This window comes from Streptomyces sp. IMTB 2501 (genome assembly GCF_001953885.1).
Classification (GTDB): Bacteria; Actinomycetota; Actinomycetes; order Streptomycetales; family Streptomycetaceae; genus Streptomyces.
Genome location: NZ_MQUS01000032.1, coordinates 51,319 through 72,469 on the forward strand (window position 1 = coordinate 51,319; position 21,151 = coordinate 72,469).

17 protein-coding genes and 1 pseudogene are annotated in these 21,151 nt (G+C 70.5%); 6 read left to right on the plus strand and 12 right to left on the minus strand.

Annotation, left to right across the window (positions count from 1 at the left end):
- Nucleotides 1-74: 74 nt before the first annotated feature.
- Both AV521_RS37895 and AV521_RS37900 read left to right on the plus strand, forming a co-directional pair.
- Entirely contained in the window at nt 75-1,265 is a 1,191-nt protein-coding gene (locus AV521_RS37895) for a cytochrome P450 (protein WP_076095263.1), read from the plus strand.
- An 8-nt stretch (nt 1,266-1,273) separates the two neighbouring features.
- Nucleotides 1,274-1,495 carry a ferredoxin gene (locus AV521_RS37900; RefSeq protein ID WP_076095264.1) on the plus strand — a complete coding sequence of 74 codons (222 nt, stop codon included), beginning with the start codon at nt 1,274-1,276 and terminating at the stop codon, nt 1,493-1,495.
- A gap of 17 nt (nt 1,496-1,512) precedes the next feature.
- Here the strand turns inward: AV521_RS37900 and AV521_RS37905 are convergent, their stop codons facing one another.
- On the minus strand, nt 1,513-2,427 hold the full coding sequence (locus AV521_RS37905; RefSeq protein ID WP_076095266.1) for an NAD(P)H-binding protein: 915 nt from the start codon (nt 2,425-2,427) through the stop codon (nt 1,513-1,515).
- 231 nt (nt 2,428-2,658) lie between these two features.
- Here AV521_RS37905 and AV521_RS37910 point away from each other — a divergent pair, with 231 nt between their 5' ends.
- Entirely contained in the window at nt 2,659-2,979 is a 321-nt protein-coding gene (locus AV521_RS37910) for a hypothetical protein (RefSeq protein WP_076095268.1), read from the plus strand.
- Here AV521_RS37910 and AV521_RS53005 read toward each other — a convergent pair.
- The 10 genes from AV521_RS53005 to AV521_RS52400 all read right to left on the minus strand — a co-directional run bounded on the left by AV521_RS53005 (nt 2,910) and on the right by AV521_RS52400 (nt 15,291).
- Nucleotides 2,910-3,512 carry a twin-arginine translocation signal domain-containing protein gene (locus tag AV521_RS53005; RefSeq protein WP_371917098.1) on the minus strand — a complete coding sequence of 201 codons (603 nt, stop codon included), beginning with the start codon at nt 3,510-3,512 and terminating at the stop codon, nt 2,910-2,912. The two genes, AV521_RS37910 and AV521_RS53005, sit on opposite strands and share 70 nt — an antisense overlap.
- A 78-nt stretch (nt 3,513-3,590) precedes the next feature.
- Nucleotides 3,591-4,187 carry a hypothetical protein gene (locus AV521_RS37920; protein ID WP_076095353.1) on the minus strand — a complete coding sequence of 199 codons (597 nt, stop codon included), beginning with the start codon at nt 4,185-4,187 and terminating at the stop codon, nt 3,591-3,593.
- Between the two features lie 5 nt (nt 4,188-4,192).
- Complete coding sequence (locus tag AV521_RS37925) at nt 4,193-5,053, minus strand: carbohydrate ABC transporter permease (protein WP_076095272.1); 861 nt, start codon at nt 5,051-5,053, stop codon at nt 4,193-4,195.
- Nucleotides 5,050-5,988 (minus strand): carbohydrate ABC transporter permease, encoded by a 939-nt coding sequence (locus AV521_RS37930; protein ID WP_076095274.1) that lies wholly within the window; start codon nt 5,986-5,988, stop codon nt 5,050-5,052. Before AV521_RS37930 ends, AV521_RS37925 begins: the two co-directional genes overlap by 4 nt.
- Nucleotides 5,985-7,268 carry an ABC transporter substrate-binding protein gene (locus AV521_RS37935; RefSeq protein ID WP_076095276.1) on the minus strand — a complete coding sequence of 428 codons (1,284 nt, stop codon included), beginning with the start codon at nt 7,266-7,268 and terminating at the stop codon, nt 5,985-5,987. The genes AV521_RS37930 and AV521_RS37935 overlap by 4 nt, the downstream gene beginning before the upstream one ends.
- Nucleotides 7,269-7,310: 42 nt before the next feature.
- Nucleotides 7,311-8,081 carry a cupin gene (locus AV521_RS37940; protein WP_076095279.1) on the minus strand — a complete coding sequence of 257 codons (771 nt, stop codon included), beginning with the start codon at nt 8,079-8,081 and terminating at the stop codon, nt 7,311-7,313.
- Complete coding sequence (locus tag AV521_RS37945) at nt 8,075-9,007, minus strand: PmoA family protein (protein WP_076095281.1); 933 nt, start codon at nt 9,005-9,007, stop codon at nt 8,075-8,077. Before AV521_RS37945 ends, AV521_RS37940 begins: the two co-directional genes overlap by 7 nt.
- Nucleotides 9,004-10,119 carry a Gfo/Idh/MocA family protein gene (locus tag AV521_RS37950; RefSeq protein WP_076095283.1) on the minus strand — a complete coding sequence of 372 codons (1,116 nt, stop codon included), beginning with the start codon at nt 10,117-10,119 and terminating at the stop codon, nt 9,004-9,006. The genes AV521_RS37945 and AV521_RS37950 overlap by 4 nt, the downstream gene beginning before the upstream one ends.
- 271 nt (nt 10,120-10,390) lie before the next feature.
- Nucleotides 10,391-10,822, minus strand: a complete 432-nt coding sequence (locus AV521_RS37955; RefSeq protein ID WP_256725857.1) for a DUF4231 domain-containing protein — start codon at nt 10,820-10,822, stop codon at nt 10,391-10,393.
- Nucleotides 10,819-15,291: a hypothetical protein gene (locus AV521_RS52400; protein ID WP_076095286.1), complete on the minus strand. Its 4,473-nt coding sequence runs from the start codon at nt 15,289-15,291 to the stop codon at nt 10,819-10,821. The genes AV521_RS37955 and AV521_RS52400 overlap by 4 nt, the downstream gene beginning before the upstream one ends.
- 87 nt (nt 15,292-15,378) lie before the next feature.
- Between AV521_RS52400 and AV521_RS37965 the strand changes: the two genes are divergently transcribed.
- Both AV521_RS37965 and AV521_RS37970 read left to right on the plus strand, forming a co-directional pair.
- Nucleotides 15,379-16,812: a triacylglycerol lipase gene (locus tag AV521_RS37965; RefSeq protein WP_143658726.1), complete on the plus strand. Its 1,434-nt coding sequence runs from the start codon at nt 15,379-15,381 to the stop codon at nt 16,810-16,812.
- A gap of 503 nt (nt 16,813-17,315) precedes the next feature.
- Nucleotides 17,316-17,970 (plus strand): annotated as a pseudogene (locus tag AV521_RS37970) (SAM-dependent methyltransferase); the annotation flags it as partial.
- Between the two features lie 217 nt (nt 17,971-18,187).
- Here the strand turns inward: AV521_RS37970 and AV521_RS37975 are convergent.
- The gene (locus AV521_RS37975) at nt 18,188-19,075 is read right to left on the minus strand and encodes an LD-carboxypeptidase (RefSeq protein WP_218639401.1); all 888 of its coding nucleotides are present in this window, start codon (nt 19,073-19,075) and stop codon (nt 18,188-18,190) included.
- Nucleotides 19,076-19,428: 353 nt separating this feature from the next.
- Between AV521_RS37975 and AV521_RS37980 the strand changes: the two genes are divergently transcribed.
- Nucleotides 19,429-21,126: a DUF885 domain-containing protein gene (locus AV521_RS37980; RefSeq protein ID WP_076095294.1), complete on the plus strand. Its 1,698-nt coding sequence runs from the start codon at nt 19,429-19,431 to the stop codon at nt 21,124-21,126.
- The last annotated feature ends 25 nt before the right edge of the window (nt 21,127-21,151 follow it).

The window sequence follows — 21,151 nt, forward strand, 5'->3', positions numbered from 1 at the left end:
CCGATTAGCGTCGTTGACCGCTCGGTGAACGCCTCCTAGCTTTGTAAGCGTGTGCTTACACAAGGGAGACAGAAGTGACGGCACCCGACCACACCCCCCTCGCCTATCCCTTCAACTCCAGCCGGGACCTCGCCCTGTCCGAGGCGTACGAACAAGCCCGTGACACCCCGGGACTGCTGCGCGTCCAGCTCCCGTACGGGGAGCCGGCCTGGCTCGCCACCCGCTACGCGGACGCCCGCTTGGTACTCGGCGACCAGCGCTTCAGCCGGGCCCTGGGCCGCGAGCACGACGAGCCGCGCAGCTCTGCGGCCCAGCGGGACAGCGGGATCCTCGGCATGGATCCGCCCGACCACACCCGGCTGCGCTCGCTGGTCGCGAAGGCCTTCACCGTCCGCCAGGTCGAGAAACTCCGCCCGCAGATCAGGGAGCTGACGTCCACTCTCCTGGACGAGATGGAAGCTGTGGGGCCACCGGCCGACCTGGTCAACTGCTTCGCCCTGCCCATTCCGGTCGCGGTGATCTGCCGGTTGCTCGGCGTACCGGAGGAGGATCGTCCGCGGTTCCGCGTCTGGAGCGACGCGGCGCTGTCCACCAGCTCGCTGACCGCAGAGGAGTTCGACCGCAATCGGGAAGAGCTGCGCGCGTACATGGCCCAGCTGATCGGCGCGCACCGCGAGCAGCCCCAGGACGATCTGATGACGGCGCTGATCGAGGCGCGCGATCACGAGGACCGGCTGTCCGAGCTGGAGCTGGTCGACCTGTGCGTCGGCGTCCTCGTCGCCGGCCACGAGACCACCGCCACCCAGATCCCCAACTTCGTGCTCACCCTGCTCGACCATCCGCAGGCGCTGTCCCGCCTGCGCGCCGAGCCCGCGCTCATCACCGGCGCGATCGAGGAACTTCTGCGCTTCGTGCCCCTGGGCAGCGGGGCCGGTCAGCCCCGCTATGCCAAGGAGGACATCGAGGTGGGCGGCACGCTGGTACGGGCCGGGGAGCCGGTGCTGGTCGCGATCGGCGCGGCCAACCGTGACGCGCTGCGCTTCACCGCGGCCGGCACGCTCGACATCTCCCGAAGCGGCAACGCCCATCTGGGATTCGGCCACGGCGTACACCACTGCCTCGGCGCTCCCCTGGCCCGCCTCGAACTCCAGGAGGCCGTCGGCGCGCTGGTGACCCGCTTCCCCCGGCTGCACGTCGCCGGCGACATCACCTGGAAGACCGAGATGCTGGTGCGCGGCCCCCGCGTCATGCCGGTGGGCTGGTGAGGCGGCCCATGAGCTGGCAGCTGCACATCGCCTCCGACCGCTGTATCGGCTCCGGTATGTGCGCCGGGACCGCACCGGACCTGTTCGCGCTCGACGGCGACCACGCCCGCCCGGTGAACGAGCACATCGCGGAGAACGACGACCGCGCCCTGGAGGCCGCCGACATCTGCCCGATGCTGGCCATCACCGTGCGGGACGCGGACGGAAGGGAGATCGGGCCCCGCGAGTGAACCTGCCGAGCATCCGGCTACGGCTGCAGGGCGGGCGTGTTCCTGATCAGACTGTCGAACCCCAGCGGGGGGCGTCCGAGCAGCTCGGCGATGTCGTTCGTGGCCCGGTCGTACCGGTTCTCGCCGTGAAGACGCGCCATGGTGGCGATGTGCTCGAAGACATGGGGCGGCAGGTCCTGTTGTGTGAGGTCGTGTTCCAGCCAATCCTGGTACGGCACGTCGACGTAGGTCACGGTACGGCCCAGGGCGGCGGAGAACTCGGCCGCGATGGCGGCCATGTCACGGGAGCGCGCCCCGGTCAGTTCGTGGACCCGGCCGGACGGCGGAGCCGGGTCGAGCAGGAGGTGCGCGACCACCTCGCCCACATCGGCTGCGGCGACCGGCGAGGTCCGGGCGGAGCCGAACGGGAGGCGGATCGTGCCGTCGCGCAGGATCGAGGCGACAGCGATCCGGGCGAAGAGCGGGTTCTCCATGAACACCGTGGGCCGGACATGCACGACCGGTGCCCCTGACCAGTCGAGGACGTGTTCAGCCAGCCAGTGCAGTCGCTGCTGCCGGGATTCGGCATCGCTGGTGAGGTCCATCTGCGAGACCGTCATCTGCGACATGCTCACCAGCAGATCCAGACCGTCGCTCTCCTGGACGGCCGCCGCGACCGTCGTCGCGGCCTCCAGGTACGCGGGCGACACACTCATGCCGAAGTAGGCCCGGCGGCAGCCTGCCAGCGCCTTCACCACGTCGGGGCCACGGGTGAGGTCGCCGACCATCACCTCCACGCCGGTCATGGTCTTCAGGGCGGAGACCCGTTCGTCGTCGTGGTGGACCAGAGCCCGGACCGGCACGCCCTCCGCGCGCAACCGGTCGAGGACCGTTCGTCCGACTCCGCCGACGCCGCCACCGACGCCGGTGACAAGGACTGGTCGGTCGTGCACGGCGATCGCCTCCTGCCTTCCGGACCGGGGCCCCGGTCCACTCCGGACGCGCCCCACCCTACGGGCCGACCTGCGGCGCGGAGGTCGTCTCGCGGAGGTCGTCATCGGGCTGCCGAAGTCCTTCCTTCGAGCGACAGCGCGCCAAAGGCCCGGCCCGGCAGCCCGGGGCACGGGATCTTTACGGCGACAGGGCCCCGACGCAGGCGGCCCCGAGGGAGGGACACCGTCGTGATGAAGCTCAAGAACGCCGCCCGCGCCGTACTCACCGCGAGTGCCGCGCTCCTTCTGGTCACCGGAACGGCCTTCAGCGCCCACGCGGCCACAGGCACCTTCGTCTTCGACCGGATCGACGGCACCCACGGGGCGATCAGCAACCCGACGGACGGTGTGTGCTACGACTTCGACATGCCCGCCTTCGGCGCCGACAACCAAACCGACACGGACGCCGTGGTGTTCGACACCTACGGCTGCTCGGGCACCGCTCAAGTGCTGCCGAAGCGTACGGGCGAGACGTGGGGAGCGTACAGGGCGGAGAGCGTGCGATTCGGCTGACGGCCCACAGCCCGGTCACCGAATGGAAGTCGTCGCCGCACATCGGCAGGCCGCTCACGGACCGCTCCCGGGAGGCCGCGTCCTCGATCACGTCCCGCTGTTCCACCGGGGTCATCACCTTCGGTCCGACGCCTGCAGGTTGATGCGGTACTGCGATGATCGCCAGCACTCCGAAGCCCGGGTGGACGACCACACAGATGGACGCGAAGAGTGCTGCTCGCTGGTGGGGCTGTGCGAGCGGGGCGATGGCGTGGACGGCGTCGGAGAACGAGGCGCCGGAGCCCACACCGCCGATGATGCCCTCCCACCCACAGCGGGGAGAGCGCGCCCGCGGCCACGGCTGCCGCCGCGAGCTTGATGAACTCACGGCGTCCGGCCCGGGGGCCGAAGACCAGCACCGAGGGACCGCGATTCCGGTCGACCACCTGGCGGATCTGGGCGCCTACGGGCAGCCCTTCATCTGCGACCCGGTCCTGCGGGCCCGGTTCGCGGCTCACGGACCTCTCACCGAACCGAAGCAGGACCTCCGCCACGGCCCGGATGCCCCTGGCTACGCCGATTACGCGCCGCTGGAAGGGTGAGGCAGGACGGGGAAGTCGGCTCTGCCCGTCTCAGCATCGGCGTCCCGCGAGCCTCACGTCGACCGCGGTGAGCGCCAAGGCCAGCGGCCCAGGGGTGAGGAAGGCGAGCGGAGGTAGCGCCCAGGCGCTGGCGGCGGCTGTGGTCAGGGCGAGCAGGATCAGGCCGGAGCCGCCGGGGTCGGCCACCGTGTCGCGGGCGGCGGCGCGTAGGGCCGCCCGCCAGTCCGTGAGGGACTCGGGGCAGGCACAGGCGCGCAGGCCCACCAGCGTCGCGCCGGCCGTGATGGCGGTGGCGACCACGGCGAAGAGCGGGCCGCCGGGCAGACCGGTGCGAGTCAGGGCGAGGTCGGCGGCGCACAGCAGTAGCACGGCCAGGGTCAGGGCCCCTGCCGCCAGGTCGCCGAGGCAGAGCCGCCGCCGGAGCAGGCCCGCGTACCGACCGGCGGTGGCAGGCCGTCCCTCCCCCGCGCCGCGCAGCACCGCGCAGGCCGTGGACAGAGCGGCCGGTGCGGTCAGCAGGGGCAGGCAGGCCACGGCGGTGGCGAGGCCGACGCTGAGTGTGTCGGCGAACAGGGTCATACGGGGGCCGAACAGCTCGCCCGGTTCCCGGGTGCGGGTATGGGACATCGCGGTCACCCCTTGAGTCCGGAGCCGGCCATGCCCTCCACGAGGAAGCGCTGGAAGGCGAGGAAGAACAGCACGATCGGCAGCAGCGCGATCACCGACATCGCGAACATCGGGCCGAACGACGACTGGCTGGAGGCGTCCACGAAGGAGCGCAGCGCCAGGGTGAGGGTGAACTTGTCGGGGTCGAACAGATAGATGAGCTGGGTGAAGAAGTCGTTCCAGGTCCAGATGAACGTGAAGATCGCGGTGGTGATCAGGGCGGGCCGGGTCAGTGGCAGGACGATGGAGAAGAAGCTGCGGAAGGGGCCGCAGCCGTCGATGCGGGCGGCTTCCTCCAGTTCGCGGGGCAGGCCGCGCATGAACTGCACGATGAGGAAGACGAAGAACGCCTCGGTAGCGAGGAACTTCGGCAGGATCAGCGGCCAGTAGGTGTTCACCAGGCCGAGTTTGTTGAAGAGGATGTACTGCGGGATCAGAACCGCGTGATGCGGCAGCATGATCGTGGCGATCATGAAGGCGAACAGCGGCCGGCGCATCCGGAAGCGGAGCCTTGCGAAGGCATAGGCCGCGAGGGAGCAGCTCAGCACGTTGCCGAGGACGGCGCCGCCCGCGATCAGCAGCGAGTTGCCGAGCAGCCGCCAGACGGAGACGCCGTTCACGCCGTCCAGGGCGGTGGTGTAGTTCGACCATTCGAGGTGGCTGGGCAGCAGGTTGAGGCTCGCGATGACCTCGTCGGCGGGTTTGAGCGAGGTGGCGAGCAGCCAGGCCAGCGGGTACAGCATGACGAGCAGCGCGGCCAGACAGCCGGCGTGCAGGGCGATCCGGCCCCGGCTAACGCGCCGGCCCGGCACGGCGGTTGTGGTCATCGCTCCTCCTCGGAGGTGTAGAAGACCCAGCTCCGCGAGGTGCGGAAGAGGACGGCGGTGACGGCGCCGATGACGAGCAGCAGGACCCAGGCCATGGCGGAGGCGTAGCCCATGTGGGAGGCGACGAAGCCACGGTCGTAGAGGTAGAGGGTGTAGACGAGCGTGGAGTCGGCGGGGCCGCCCTTGCCCGCGCTGATGGCGAAGGCGGGCGTGAAGACCTGGAAGGCCTGGATGGTCTGCAGGACCAGGTTGAAGAACAGTACCGGGGACAGCATCGGTACGGTGACGGAGACGAACTGCCGCCATTTGCCCGCCCCGTCGACGGCGGCGGCCTCGTACAGTTCGGCGGGTATCTGCTGGAGCCCGGCAAGGAAGATGACCATGGGGGCGCCGAACTGCCACACCGTCAGCAGGGCGACGGCGAACAGGGCCCAGCCCGGCTTGTTGACCCAGCCGCCGGTGCCGAGCAGATGGTCCACGGTGCCGCCGTCGTTGAAGACCGCCCGCCACACCAACGCGACGGACATCGACGCGCCCAGCAGCGAGGGAGCGTAGAACGCGGAACGGTAGAAGCCCTTGCCGCGTTTCATGCCCTTCAGGGCGAGAGCGACCGCGAGTGCTAGCGCGAGCTGGAGAGGTACGGCGATGACGACATAGGTGAGCGTCGTCAGTACGGAGCGCCAGTAGCGCGGGTCCTCGGTGAACATCTGGACGTAGTTGCGCAGGCCCACCCAGTGCGGCGGGTTGAACAGGTCGTAGTCGGTGAACGACAGATACAGCGACACGGCCATCGGGAGCAGGGTGAGGACGGTCGCGCCGAGCACCCACGGGGAGAGGAACACCCAGGCGGCGCCCTGGCATTCGCGCCTCGGGCGGCGCCGTGCCGTGGCGGCGGAGCGGCGGGCGGTGGGCGCGGGGATGTCGGTGGTGGTCATGACCTCAGCTCCGCCTTCGCCTCGGTGATGTAGTTCTCGGCCGCCTTGCGAGGCGACATGCGCTCGTACGACACCTGGTCGTAGTCGCGCTGGAAGGTGGTCTGCAGGGCGTTGTCGCCGGAGGGCGGGGCCTGCGGCGGGTCCTTGAGGGTGCCCTCCAGGGAGGCCTGGTAGTCGGCGATGGTGTTGTCGAAGCCGGTCAGGCCGGCTCCGATCTCCTTGCGGATCGCCTCGTTGACGGGGATGCCGCGCGTCGCACCGAGGATCTTCGCCGCGTCGGGGTCGTTGACGAGGAAGTCGATCAGCTGGGCGGCCTGGGTGGGGTGACTCGTGTGGGCTCCGACGCCGAGGAACATGGACGGCTTGAAGTACTGGCCGGGGGTGCCGTTCGCGCCGGACGGCATGGGCGCGAGCGCCACCCCGCCCTTGACGAGGGCCTGGAAACCGCTGGCGGGGGCGTCCCAGTTGGCGTCGGAGGCGGCCTTGCCGCGGCCGAGCGGAGTGTTCTCGACGGATCCGTCGAGCTGGGTGGTCTGCTCGGCGGGCGACACGGCGCCCTCGCGGCGCAGCCGGTCGGTGAAGGTCCACCAGCGGGTGAGGTCGGCGGCGGTGAAGCCGAGCCCCCGGTCCTTGGTGTAGAGGGACTTGCCCCGGCCGCGCAGCCAGACCTCGAAGGCGTCCTCGCTCTGCCCGGGGTCGGTGCCGCCCGGCTTCCCGGTCTTCCGGGCCAGGGTGCGCATCGCCTCGGCCCACTGGTCCCAGGTCCAGCTGCGGCCGGGCAGCGGCGCCCCTGAGCGCCGCCAGGCCCGGACGTCGTATGCGACGGTCTCGGTGCCGCGGCCCTGCGGCACGGCGTACTGCGCGCCGCGCACCCGGCCGGTGGCCAGCAGTCCGGGGTCGATGCCGGCGGTGCGCAGCACCCGCTGCTGCCGCCCGAGGTCGAGCAGGACGCCACCGGAGGCGTACTGGTCGATCTGCCGGTAGTCGAGCTGCATCACATCGGGTGCGTCGCCGCCGGCGGCCTGGGTGGCGAGCTTCTGTTTGTAGGCGTCGTAGCCGGAGAACGACGTCTGCACCCTTACGTCCGGATGCCGCTGTTCGAACAGGGCGACGGCCTTCCCGGTGCGTGCGGCACGGTCGGGGTTGCCCCACCACGTGTAGCGCAGCACGATCTTGCCGCCCCCCGCCGACTCCCCGGATCCGCCGCAGCCGGCCAGCACCACGCACAGGGCGAGTGCGGCGGCCGTCGCGCAGAACCCCTTTGTCGTGTGTCCGGGCATGCCGAGGTCACCTCTTCCTGATCGCCGGTGCCGGGGTGGCTTCTAGACCGTCGGCTTGCCGTCGTACGGCAGCGTCGTCCCGGGCAGTGCGTACTCGTCCCGGCGGCCGCACATCCCGAAGCCTCCGAGGCGGCTCGGCTCGCTCTGGTACGCGGTCGTTTCGGCGAGGTAGGCGGGCTCGCCGGACTCCAGGGCGTCGAGTTGGGCGCCGGTGCGTTCGGCGGCGGCGAGGGCGCCGGCCCGCCACAGCTCGCGCCAGGCGGGCACCCGGGCGCGGACGAGGCGGGCGGCGGCCTGCTGGAAGGCGCGGTACGGACCGCTGTCCCCGGCCGTCAGGGCCTCGCGCAGGGTGAGATAGCCCTCGACGGCCAGGTCCCGGCGGCGCCGGGCGGCGGCCTCGGTGTCCGGGCCGGTGCCCGGCGGAAGGGCGGCGGCGGCTGCGTACCGCTCGGGGTCGGCGAGCACCTCGGGCGGGAAGGTGAACACGGCGTCCCCGGCCTCGGGCAGGCCGTTGTTCTGCATGAGCACCGTGATCCGGAGACCGCCGCCCTGCACCATGCGGTGCACGGTGCCGGGGGTGAACCAGGCTAGTGAGCCGGCTCGCAGCGGGATGTCCCGGTAGCCGTCGGGGCTCAGCGTCTGCACCGCCCCCTGCCCGCCGGTGACGACGTACGCCTCGGTGCACACCAGATGCAGATGGGGGCTCCCGCCGCAGACCCCGTCGGCGGCCGCCCAGTCGTAGGCGCTCAGATGGGACAGGCCCACGGCGCCGGGCAGCGGACGGGAGGGCGCGGGCTTGGCTTCGCTCACCACGGCAGACCCTCCAGGTGACGGCTGACCCGGTCGCGGTCCCAGGCGCCGTCGGCGATCACGACCCGGTAGCGGAAGCCGAAGCTCTCCCCCGGCGGCAGGGCGAACTCCTCGAAGAAGGCCCAGGAGAACGCGACGGTCGGGATCGGCGCGGAGCGCACGAACCAGTGCGAGGCATGGATGGCGGACGACTCGTCCAGATTCTCTGGGGCGTGCGCGAAGACGAGTGTGGAGCGGGCGTCGGTCTCGTCGTGTTCGGTGGTGAAGGCCAGCCACGGGCCCTGACGGCCCATCACCTTCTGGGCATCGACACCCGGTTCGGAGTCGGGCGTGAACACCGCGCCGCCGGTGAAGTCGCGCGGACCGCGCCACTGCAGCCCGGTGTAGCCGGCCATCTCACGGCCCGCGGTGGTGGGCGAGCCGAACAGCAGCGGCTCGTCATGGATGTTGGTGAGGTGGATGGACCAGTCCAGGGTCCAGGCCCCGGCCTCCTCGTCAACCGTGTGCACGGCGAGGCCGCGGACCTCGCGGGCCCATTCCCGGCCGCCGTTCTCGACCCAGGTCAACCCCTCGGTGAGGTCGAGGCGTTCGTCGGTGACGGCGAGGTCGGTGAAGCCGTCGTGGCGCATCGAGCCGACCCGGTCGGGCAGCCTTAGGTAACCCTCGCCGTGCACATAGCAGTTGCCGCCCCAGAAGTTCTGCCCGGACAGATGACTGGCCGTCATCTGCAGACCCTTGTGCCAGCGGTGGTCGTTCGGCCGGTATCCGGTCACCGTGCTCCCGGCGAGGGTGCGCACGGGGTGGGCGTAGGGCTTGCGGGCCTCGAAGGCGTCCGGGTCGGGGCGGTAGACGTAGCGGAGGATCTCGGTGCCGTTCGGCGCCTCGACCGCGAGATGCTCGCCGTGGACGTGGCTGACACGGATGCTCATGCGCGCTCCTTGGGAGCCCAGTCGGGGTGGCCGCCGTGCATGGCCGCGTAGTAGGGGTCACCGGGGGCGATCTCACCGGCCCGAACCGGCTGTCCGGTGAACGCCGCCTTGTACAGGGCGGCGGCGAACTCCAGGGTGGAGCGCGCGTCGGGCCCACTGCCCGGGGGGCGCTCGCCACGGTCGAACGCATCGAGAAGGGCGCCGAGTTGGGCGATGTGCGAGCTGGGTACGTCGGCGGCGAGGGCGCGCCAGACCGCTGCACGCTCGGGATCCACATGCGGTGCGGGGGTGTAGACCCAGTCGTCGTTGCCATGCCCGTACAGGTGGCTCAGTTCCAGCGTGGCGTCGGCACAGTCGACACGGATGCGGCTGACCTGGTCCGGGGACAGGACGCTGTTGACGACGGTGGCCAGCGCGCCGCCGCGAAAGCGGACCAGGGCGGTGGAGACGTCCTCGCTCTCGACGTCGTGGACCAGCCGGGCCGCCATGGCCCGCACCTCCTCCCACTCCCCCAGCAGATGCAGCAGCAGGTCGTACTGGTGGATGCCGTGCCCCATGGTCGGCCCGCCGCCCTCGGTCGCCCAGCGGCCGCGCCACGGTACGGAGTAGTAGCCGGCGTCCCGGTGCCAGGTGGTCTGGCAGTGGGCGACCAGCGGGGTGCCCAGTTCACCGCGCGCGATCAGGTCCCTGGCGTGTACGGCGCCGGAGCCGTAGCGGTGCTGGAAGACCACCGAGGCGTAGCCGCCGGAGGCCTCCTCGGCGGCGGCGATGTCGTCGTACCCGGCGAGCGACAGACACAGCGGCTTTTCGCACAGCACCCAGGCACCCGCCTTGAGCGCGGCCACGGTCTGCTCACGGTGCAGCGCGGGCGGGGTGCCGATGAGGACCAGGTCGGGGCGTACGGCGTCGAGCATGGCCTCGGTCGAGGTGAACCCGGCGATCCGCGCACCCGCTCGGCCCCGGAACTCGTCCAGTCGGCGCTCGTCCACATCGACGGCGGCGACGAGTTCGACGCGCTCGGCATGGACTCTGAGCGCGGGGAGATGACTGCCGGTGACGATGGCGCCGGTGCCGATGACGGCGACGCGACGGCGGGGCGGGGGCAGGGACATGCGGCGCTCCTGAGGGCTCGGCAGACGGGGTGCAAACGCAGCTGCACCCACACGCAGAAAGCGCTTGCTCCGTACGGGGCGACCCTAGGGGCGGAGGGATTGTCAGGACAACCCCTGTGCAGGGGGATTCGCTGGCGCGAGGGTGATGAGGAAGGGGCGGCGGCATGTGCGGACGGCGATCAGCGCCACGCCGGGGACGCCCATCGGCGCCGTGTCGCGGACGACGGGGACCGCCACTCGTCTTCTCAAGAACGGCGCCCGCGCGCCGTCCTCAGAAGATGTTCCGCTCCCGGTGCCGCTGGCGCAGTTTCAGGAACCGGGACCGCACCTCTTCGGCGGGCAGGCCCCCCTCCGCCTGGACCAGCAGGTCGGCCAGGGCGTCGCGCGACTCCATGAAGCCGCGCCATTTCTGCTGTGGTTTGAGCCAGGTGTCGATCGCCGTGGTGATCGCGACGATCAGGGACAGGGCCGGCACCCAGGACAGCAGCCAACTTCCCTTCGCCTGGCCCAGGTTCTGGTCGGCGGCCACGATGGCGCTGGTCGCGATCAGCACGATCCGCAGGCCGTAGTACGTCCCGCCGTACGCGTTCGTGCCCACCCTCCAGCGGCGCAACTCCCGGCGCAGCTCGCGTTGGAGCACGGGCGGCAGCCCCTGGAGCCCGTCGGAGGAGGAACGGGGCGGGTCCTGGGCCGTAGCGGTCATGGTGTGCCCTTCCAGCGCCGGCGGTCGGAGAACTCCAGCAGTTCCACGATGTGCACGACTCGCCCGTGGCCCACGGCGAGGAGCACGGTGTCGGAGTCGTGCCGGTCGCGCAGCATGCTCACGGTCGAGACCGGTTGAGGAAACCCGCGGACGGCTCCGAGCAGCGCCTCGGCCTGCGCGTCCCAGATCTCCACGGTGCGGTCGGCGGTGGGTACGGCGACCAGAATCCGCCCGTCGGCGGTGGCCACCGCAGCCACTCCACGGACCGGCCCGCGGCCGAACTCGGCCCGGATCGACCGGGACGTCAGGTCCCATACGCGTACGACGTCCGCGTCTGCGCTGACCAGCATCGAACCCTCGGGGCCGAGGACGGAGGCGAGGCTGTGCACGGGGCCCCGGTGGGCCTTGCTGCCGTCGCCGGGGCCACGCAACTGTCCGACAGGCCTGCCGGAGGGGTGTGCCCAGAGGGTGATCTTTCCGCCCTTGTCGCCGCTCGCCAGCCATGTCGTCCCGTCGGGCTGCGGGGCGAAGGCCACGGCGCCGATGGCGCGGCGGTGGCCGCGCAGCAGCCGGATGCGAGAGCCGAACCGGGCGCGCATCCGGTCACCTTCGCTGTCATGCAGTGCGATGGTGTGGGGGCGGCCGACCGCGATGAGTCCGTCGTCGCCGTCCTCGTCGAGGGCGGCCGCAGTCAGTGCGGCCACCGGTCCGCTGCCCTTGTGTCTCATCAGCGGGGAACCCTCCGTGCTCCAGAACTGGACGGATCCCTCCTCACTGCCCGAGACCAGGGTCGCGTGGCGCTCGCCGCCTGCAGACACCCAGGAGACCGCGGTGACGCTTTGTTCATGACCCGACTTGACGCTCCTGACCGCCGCGGTGGTGCCGCCCGCAGGCGGTTTGTCGACAGTTATGTACTCGGTTTCCACGTGGACGACGCACCGGGCGATCCTCCGTCCTGTCCTCCCGTCCCAGATCCAGACCGTGCCGTCCGCGGTACCGGTGGCCAGCAGCAGCCGGCCGTCGGGCAGCGCGACAAGGTCCGAGCTGGTAAGGGCGTCGGCGTGGGACTGGCCGCGCTGCGGGTGGTCGTCGGCGGTCGAGACAGCCGTGTTCCACAGCCGTACGGTTCCGTCCTGGCTCCCGCTGACGACGAAGGTCTCACCGCCGCGATTCCGCACCCCCGCCACAGCCCGGACATCGCCGGAGTGACCGGTCCAGCCACCGGCGGGGCCGCGTCCTCGTCTGAGCCGGACCCCTCCCTCCGGTCCGCCGGTCACAAAGGCCGCCGGATCACCCTTGACACCACCGAGGGACTCGGGGGTGAAACCGATGGCTCTGGGCGTGAACCCCTCGTCACCGGTTCCGTCCTCGTCGTCGGCCGGTGCCCCGGTTCGCAGATCCAGGCAGCGCACTCCGTCGACGAACGGCCCGCCGCGGCCCACCACGACGTCACGTCCGTCGAGCTCCGCAAGGGCCAAGCCGTAGCGGGCCCTCAGCTGGCCGGGCCACTTGCGCCACCACAGCTGCGGAACCCGGACATCTGCCGACGGCGCGATTTTCCAGGTTTTGACCGCGCCCGTGGTGTGGGCGGCCACGAGTACGTCGCCGATCCCCGACAGGGAGGTGAGGGCCAGCGCGCGCGTGCCGAGACCGCCGCCGGGCCAGGTCTGCCGCGGTTCGCCGCGGTCGGTGTCCCAGAGGCGGATACGGCCGTCGCGGGCGCTCGTCGCGAGCAGCGGTTCGCCGTCCGCGGTGGCGCCGAAGGCCATGGCCGTCACCTTCCGGCGGTGAAGGCAGGGTGCGACCGCCGGCAGACCTTCGTAGACGTCCCACAGATGGACCTCGCGGTCCGAGGCGGCGGCGAGCAGGAGCCGGCCTCTGGCGCGGGCGAGTTCCACCGCCGTCACGGGGGCTTGTCCGATGGGCAGCGTGTGCAGCAGTTTGCCCGTGGCCCCGTCCCACAGATGGACCGTACCCTGGTCGTCGCCGGCGGCCACGGTGAGCGTGCCGTCCGGATCGAGGTCGATCGCGACGGAGCCCACCGCACTGGTCGGGCCGCCGACGAGCACGCCGTGAAAGTTCGTTCTGCGGCCGTTGCCCCACCGGACCCGCCAGCCCAGTTGCGCTTCTGTCCGCAGCTGGGGCAGCGCGTCCGGTTCGTCGATGCCGGCTCGCAGCTGCAGCAGGGCCGCTCGGTCCTCGGGTGTCAGGTACCGCAGCTCGTCCCAGACCCGCAGATACAGCCGCGGCAGGGAACGGCGCTGTTGTTCGGGCGTGTTGAGGACGCCCATCATCCGGGTCGGGTCCGCGTACGGGAGGATGCCGGTGTCCTGGACGAGGTGATCGAGCCGGTCCGCGGCGAGGGCGTAGACAGGCAGATGCTTGAGTGCGTAGGGGGTGGCGTGGGCCCAGTCCCACTGCCGGTCGGTGCGGGGGACGGTGCCCAGGACGGTCTCGTACAGGAGGACGGGCGCGCGGTCCGCCGTGGCTACGGCCTGGCGTAGGTAGTCGGCGTAGGCCTGGTGGTAGAGGCGGTAGACGCTCTGGCCCTCCTCGCCGGCCTCGATCAGGTGGGCGCCGGCGTTGGCCATGACCCAGGCCACGTCGTCCTCGGTATAGGTCCGTGCTCCGCCGGTGAGCGCCGTTGCCGCGGTGGCCCAGATCGTACGCTTGGGCAGGCCGGGGCCCAGCGCCCAGGCCAGCGGGGCGAGCAGGTCGGTGACCTGCTGCCGCAGGGTGCCGTACCGTGAGAGGTCGGCCGCGAACACCTCGGCCACGTCACGGCTGCGGAAGATCTCGCGCGCCTCGGGGCCGTCCAGGTCCAGGATCTCGCTCCGGGCGGCCAGCGCCCGGGTGAACAGCCGGGCCATCAGGAACACCGACTCGCTCTCCCGCGCAACGCGCCGGGCCGCCCGCCGGGTGAGTTCGGTGTCGGCGAGCTCGTACCGGGAGCCCTTCAGGTCGGTGAGGCGCTTGTAGGCGTACGCCTCGATGTCCTCGGTGGCGGCGGTGTCCTGATCGAGATCGAGGCGATGCCGCGATTCCGGGGCGAGGATCCCCAGCAGGTCACGGGCGGCGGAATCCCTCGCCTCGGCGGCGCGGCCGCGCGTGCCGACGAGGACCTTGACCCCGCTCTGGTCGGCGAGCGGACGCAGCAGAAGCCCGGCGATGGCGCCCACCGCCTCCGGCCGCGCCTCGTCCAACGCGTCGACGAGCACGGTGTACCTGCGGTTGGTCCGGCCGACGGCGGAGACGAGTTGCTCCGCTCCGCGCCAGCCACCGCGAGGAGGTTCGAGTCCGAGGGCCTTCGCCAACGCCTCGACGCAGTCCAGCACGTCCTTGCCACGTGCGTGGATGCCCACGTCGATGGCGCCGATGTCGGGCAGCGTGCCGGGGTCCGCGCCGTCGACCACGTCCGGGGCGGCCGCATATACGTCCTTCCGGTACGACGCGTCGGACAGCACGGCGAGTCTCCCGAGCAACGCCGACTTGCCGCTGCCCGGCGGTCCGGTGACGACGAACATGCCCGAGTCCTCCGTGCGCAGCCACGTCACGATGGACCGCAGGGCGTGGGTGCGCCCCTGGAAGAAGTAGCCCTCGTCGCCGACTGCGTCGATGCCCTGGAACTTGAGCATGAAGTGTTCGCGGACGTCGGCGGGCAGCAGGGCCGGCCGGGCGCGGCGGCTTTCGAGATCGGTGTCCGGGAGTTCCGGGTCGTAGCGCGGGTTGGGGAAGAAGGGGGTGGAGAAGACATCGGTCCACCGCTTTGCGAGGCGCTGACGCGAACCGAGCTGGGCATTCAGCGCCGTGATCATTTCATCGATCGTGATCGACCGGTCACGTGGCCCCCACCCCCGCATCGTCACCTCGTCGTCCGGGTCCTGCAGGAGTGCCCGCATGGCCTCGCTCAGAGCCAGCTCTTCGGCACGCTCGCCGGAAGCCACCGAGCACAGGACCACCAGCTTGGGCGGCCTGGCCATCCGCTGATCGTCCAGCACCTTGCTGAACGCCTCGCACGCCTCTCCGGCGCCGCTTCCCGAACTGCACGCATCCATGACGAGGACGATTTCGCGAGCGCCGCACCGCGCCAGCAGTGATCCCAGATAGGCGGGCTGAATCGCGTCGCCCATGCTGATCAGCCCGTCGTCGCCCTTGGCAGAGTCGGAGCACAGCAGGAAGAACCCGCTGTGCTCCAGCCGACGGCCGTGCCCGGCCCAGTAGACAAGCAGCCGTTCGGTGCCGGAGGGGAGGCTCAAGTCGGCGATGAGGTCCTGGATTTGGCGGCAGCGCAGGTCCTGCGGTCGCCTTCTGCTGCCGGGGTGGCGGCGAAAGCCCCCGGCGACCAACAGGTCGACCACGGCGTCCACGTGGCTGCGCAGATGTTCCAGCTTTCCCATGGACGGGGACTCGTACTCGTCCACGACGATGTCCAGGACGGTTCCCCATTCGTCCCCCGCTGTGTTGTGCACGCCTCTATCTTGGTCGTCTCGGGCCTGCGTCGTCAGGTCATCCCGTGGATTCGACGGTCGTTCCGTCACGGCAGCTGAGGCGGTGTCGTGTTCGCACAGCGTCAGGAGGGGACTCTCCTTCAGGAGCGGGATCTCGTCGTGGTGGTGCCGGGCATTCTCGGCAGTGTGTTGCGCGCGCCGAACGGCCGGGAGGCGTGGAACGCCTCGTTCGCCATGGCGGCGCATGTCCTGGGCGACTTCTGCGAGGCCCTGGAGGCCCTCAGGCTCCCGCCCGGTCTCGGCGACGGACCACCGCCCGCGCGATACGCCCTGCAGCCCGAGTCGTTGATGCCGGGCTCACAGGTCTGGCCGGGCTTCTGGGCGGGCGCCGGATACCCGGCCCTGCTGAAGTCCCTGCGCCAGCACCTCAAGAATCCCGCACAACAGCTGATGATTTTCACGTACGACTGGAGGCTGTCGAACCAGTACAACGCGCGCCTGCTCATGGACCGGGCGAAACGGCGACTGCATCAGTGGCGCCGCGAAGGCGGTGAGCCCGACGCGCAGCTGCAACTCGTCTGCCATTCCATGGGCGGCCTGATCGGCCGGTACTTCCTGCACGTCCTCGGCGGTACGGAAATGACCAGGCGGGCGTACACCATCGGCACGCCGTACGTGGGTTCCGTGAAAGCGGTGCGCGTCCTGACAGGCCATCTGTTGCCGCCGTGGGCGGGCCGGTTCGGTGAGCGACTGCGCTCCGTCGCGGAGACCTTCCCCTCGATCGCGGAACTCCTCCCGGCCTACCGCTGCGTGACGAAGCCGAGGGGCATGGGCAGCCCAGGCACCGGCGGCGGTGCGGGGGACGACGGCCCCGCCGATGCCATCCGTCTGCTGGACTGCCACGTCCCCGGCCTCAGCCGTCAGGCCGTGGAACGCTCAGCCGATTTCCACACCACGATCAGAAAGAGGGAAGCCGAATCGGGGGACAGGCTGGTGCATGTGTTCACGGGAGGCGGGCAGCCGACTGAACAGAGCGTGGTGATCGACCCATCAGGGCTGCGTTTCACCTGTCAGCAGCGTGGCTTCGACCACGGCGGAGACGGAACGGTGCCACGCTTCAGCAGCGTCCCTCCGCACTGGGAGGACGATTCCCCCGCCCTGTTCTATCCGTCGACACACGTCGGCCTGACCAGCCACAGGGAGTTGTTGCGCAGCCTCACACGAAAGATCGCCGCAGCTCCCTCCAGCGCGACACTGACGCCGGCCCGCTCACTGTCGCTGCACGTGGATCCCGTGGTGCTGGCCGGACAGACCGTGCCCCTCCAGGTCCACACGGACTGCCCCGACCTCACCCTCGACGCCCGCCTGCAGCACGTCGGCGGAACGCCCTACGGCCGCCCCCTCCCCCTCCGCCCCGACGGCACGGGAAACTACACGGCCGACCTCACCCTGCCACCCGGCATCTGGCACATCACCGTCGAGACGACGAAGGAGTCCCCCGCGAGCCAGGTGGACGACCTCATCGTGGTGGCGCCGTACTGATCCTGGCCCATACGCGAGTAGCGCGCGGGTGGTCAGTTGTGGTGGGGAAGCCAGACGGGGGCACTGCTGCCGCGTGGAAGCAGGATGTCGCGGAAACGGCCGGGAGTTCCGGACATGATGACCTGGTCGGTGACGCCCTGGTAGTGGCCGCAGGAGGTCTCGGCGGTGAAGGTGTCCGGGCCAAGGGGGATCGGCTCTGGTCGGCCTCTGCAGGGAGGCCCGTACGGATGGCTGGCCCCCGGACGAGGTCAGGGGGCCTGCGCACTCTGCTCGCCCGCTACAACGAGGCCTGCTCCGTCGGCACCGAGGACGAGTGACTGGAGGACGAGCGGACCACACTGAGGCCCGCCGGCCCAAGTTGGGCCGGCGGGCCGTAGCTCACATTTGTCCGTGCGGTCACTCGGTCCGGGTGGTCACCGGAGCGTACGAGTGAACTGGTACGCGCTCTGCGAGGTGCCGCTGCAGGAGTCGGAGAGCTGACCGTTGGTCGCGCAGGCTTTGTCGAGTCGAGGCAAGCGGCTTACCAGAACCGCCAGTTCATGCACCGGACAGCCGCCTGGCTCGCCGAGCAGGGGATCGACCGGTTCCTGGACATAGGCACGGGAATTCCGACCGAGCCCAACCTTCACCAGATCGTGCAGGACATCCTGCCGACCGCGAAGATCGTGTACACCGACAACGACCCGATCGTCCTGCGGCATGCCGAGGCGCTGCTGGTCAGCGTTCCCGAGGGCGCGACCGACTACATCCAGGCCGATGTACGACAGCCCGAAGTCATCGTGCAACACGCCCAAAGAATCCCGGACTTCTCACTCCCATCGCGCGGTCGCTGATAGCTCTGACGCATTTCAGCCCCGATGAGCAGGATGCCCACGGGATCGTCCGCGATCTGGTCGCCACGCTGCCGTCCGGCAGTTGTCTGGCGCTGTCGCACGCCGCGTCCGATCTGTATCCGGAATTCGCCGCCCAGGTCACTGTCGAGTACGCCAAGGGCGGCATCCAGCTCGGTTTCCGAAGCCGGGCGGAGGTGGCGCAGTTCTTCGACGGCCTGGAACTCGTCCCGCCCGGCCTGGTGACGGCGACGGAGTGGCACACCTCCTCCCTGCCTCCGTACCAGAAGGCAGTGGCAGCTACGCGGGAGTGGCCCGTATCTCCTGACGCACGCCTGCACCCGGACGACGCGTCATGGGTGTCTCCGGCTGCCTGGCATCTGCCGTTCACCGGGGTGCTGGAGCTGCCTCTCCGAAGCGACGAGGCTTTTCCGACCCTGCCTTGTCGCTGGTCCACGGCGCCCTCGTGATGGGACGAGCCGGCGTCTGCGATGCCCCCGAAGACAGTGCCGGGTCATGCCGTGCGCCCCGGACGGCCCGCGGCGTTATGCGACGGCGGGCTGGACGGTCAGTGTGCCCGTGGCCGTGTCGATTCTGGCCTCGGTACCGAGCGGGACAGTTGGAGGATGCGCACCGTGTCCAACGGGAAGCCCGCCGAGGACTGGAACGTCCAAGCGGGCGAGTCGGTCGCGCAGGACATCAACGAGGCCCCATCCTCCCGTCGCAGGGTGAGCCGCCGACTGGTCGAAGCCGAGGAACTGGCCGAGTGCGACGCCACGCAGTCCATCCAGGCTTCCGCTGCGGGACAGTTGGGTGAGCGCGCGGTCGATCTCGCCCAGCCCGGTGCCCTTCTGGTGCTCCAGAAACAGAATCGCGCCTTTCAGGCTCGGCAGGCCGGCTCCGATTTCGGTGCGGACCGCGTCGAGGTTGCCACCGACCAGGATGCCGGTCGCCACACCGCCGATGGTGACCGCAGCGCTCGCCTCAGCGGGGTCTCGGAGGACAGTGACGGGATCGGTGGTCATCAGCGCCCGGCGCAGAGCATCCGCCGACGCGGGCCCCGACCACTCCGCGCTCCAGTTGGCAAACGGGCCGTGCAGGCCGGCCAGACGGCACCGCGCCCACACCGCCAGGTGGATATGGGTGATGTCGCTGAACCCGACCACGGGTTTCGGGTCGCGCCGCAGGGCGTCGGTGTCCAGCGAGTCCACGATGCGGTATGCGCCTTTGCCGCCCCGGGCGGCGATGACGGCACGGACTCCCGGATCCCGGAACGCGGAGTTCAGGTCGAACGCGCGATCCTCGTCCCGGCCGGCCATGTACCCCCACTGGTCGAAGACGTGCCTGCCCAGCTCGACTCGAAGCCCCCACGATGACAGCAGCTCGACACCACGCGCGACTCCCTCACGGCTAGGTGGGCTGGCAGGAGACACGAGCCGCACCCGGTCCCCGGGCCTCAACCGCGGCGAACGCACACTCTGGAGACTGTCGGGGGTGTCCACCCGAGGATCCTCGCACCACCCAGCCGAGGCCGGCGAGACCGGCCCGGCTCCTTCTGCTCGTGTGCGCCCTGGAGCTCTCCGTGCCGACCCGCAAGCCACACAACACGCTTTACGGCTCTGACCGACGTACTCTCTGTGCCCTGCAGGGCCGTCAGCACCAGTGTGCTCCTGACGGCCTTCAGAAGCCCTCCCAGGGCGGAGGACAAACTTCTCTGGCCGAATTCACAGAGCCTCGTAGAAGGCGCTGCTGACACCGTCGGTGGCCGTGCGCCAGCATGAGGGCCATGCCCGAGACGCCGAGTACCCCGCGCCGGATCGCCGACGACTACGTCGCGCAGGTCGCCGCCCTCGACCCCATGTTCTCGACCCGGCTTGGCCTCCACCCCGGGGATGACCGGCAACCGGATCTTTCTCCGGAGGGCTTCGAGGCGTTCGCCGAGTTGGCCCGGCGCACGCTGTCCGCACTCGACGTCATCGAGCGCGACGCGGAGAAGAACGGCGCGGAGTTCGAGGGCGCCGAGCGTAACTGTGCCCGGCTGCTGCGGGAGAGGCTGTCCGCACATCTCGCCCTGCACGAGGCGGGGGACCACTTCCGCGAGCTGCGCAACGTCAGTTCGCCCCTGCACCAGGTACGCGGCATCTTCACCCTGATGCCCACCGACTCCGACGAGAACTGGGCGACCGTCGCGGGGCGGCTGCGCAATGTGCCCGGCGCGCTGGACGGCTACCGGGCGACCTTGAGCGAGGGCCTCGCCCGCGGGCTGCTGTGTGCGCCCCGGCAGGCCCGGGCCGTCATCGGCCAGCTGACCGCCTGGACCGGGCAGGACGGTGGCGCCGCGAGCTGGTTCACCACGTTCGTGGCCGACGGCCCCGATCGGCTCAGGCCCGAGCTGTTCGCCGCCGCGGACCGGGCGACGACGGCGGTGGCGGACTTCGCCGACTGGCTGGGCGGCACCTACCTGCCCGCCGTGCAGGGCGCCCCGGACGCCGTCGGCCGGGAGCGGTATCTGCGCTCGGCCCGCTGGGCCAACGGCACGAGCTCGGACCCGGCCGACGCCTACTCCTGGGCCTGGGAGGAGTTCCACCGCACGGCCGCCGAGATGCAGGCCGAGGCCGGCCGGATCCTCCCGGGGGCAAGTGTCCGGGAGACCATGGACCACCTGAACCAGCACGGACACGCCATCACGGGTGAGGAGAACATCCGAGCCTGGCTCCAGGAGATCATCGACGAGGCGATCGACGCCCTCGACGGCACACACTTCGACATCTCCGGCCCGCTGCGCCGGGTCGAGACGAGGATCGCGCCCCCGGGCAGCTCGGGCGCCCCCTACTACAACGGCCCCAGCCTCGACTTCAGTCGCCCCGGGCGCACGTACCTGCCCACGCTGGGCCAACAGACCTTTCCCACCTGGGAGATCGTCAGCACCTGGTACCACGAGGGTGTCCCGGGCCACCACCTGCAGACCGCTCGATGGACCGCCGCCGCAGGCCACCTCAGCCATTACCAGATCACCCTCGGCGCGGTCAGCGCCAACAAGGAAGGCTGGGCCCTGTACGCCGAGCGTCTGATGGACGAACTGGGCTTCCTCACCGACCCCGCTCGCCGCCTGGGCTATCTGGACAAACAGATGCTCCGGATCATCCGCGTGATCGTCGACATCGGCATGCACCTGGAACTCGCCATTCCCGCCGACTCGGGCTTCCACCCGGGCGACCGCTGGACCCCGCATCTCGCCACCGCGTTCATGGCCGCCCATCACGGCAGCGACACAGCCCGCCGTACCAGCGAGATCGACCGCTACCTCGGCTGGCCCGGCCAGGCGATCGGCTACAAGCTCGGCGAGCGCGCCTGGCTGCAGGGCCGCGAGGCCTCCCGCCGCCGCCTCGGCACCGACTTCGACCTCCGCAGCTGGCACATGAACGCACTCAGCCAGGGCTCACTCGGCCTCGCCGACCTGGCCGACAACCTGGCCTCACTGTGAACGGCGGTTCCGGACCGGGGTCATG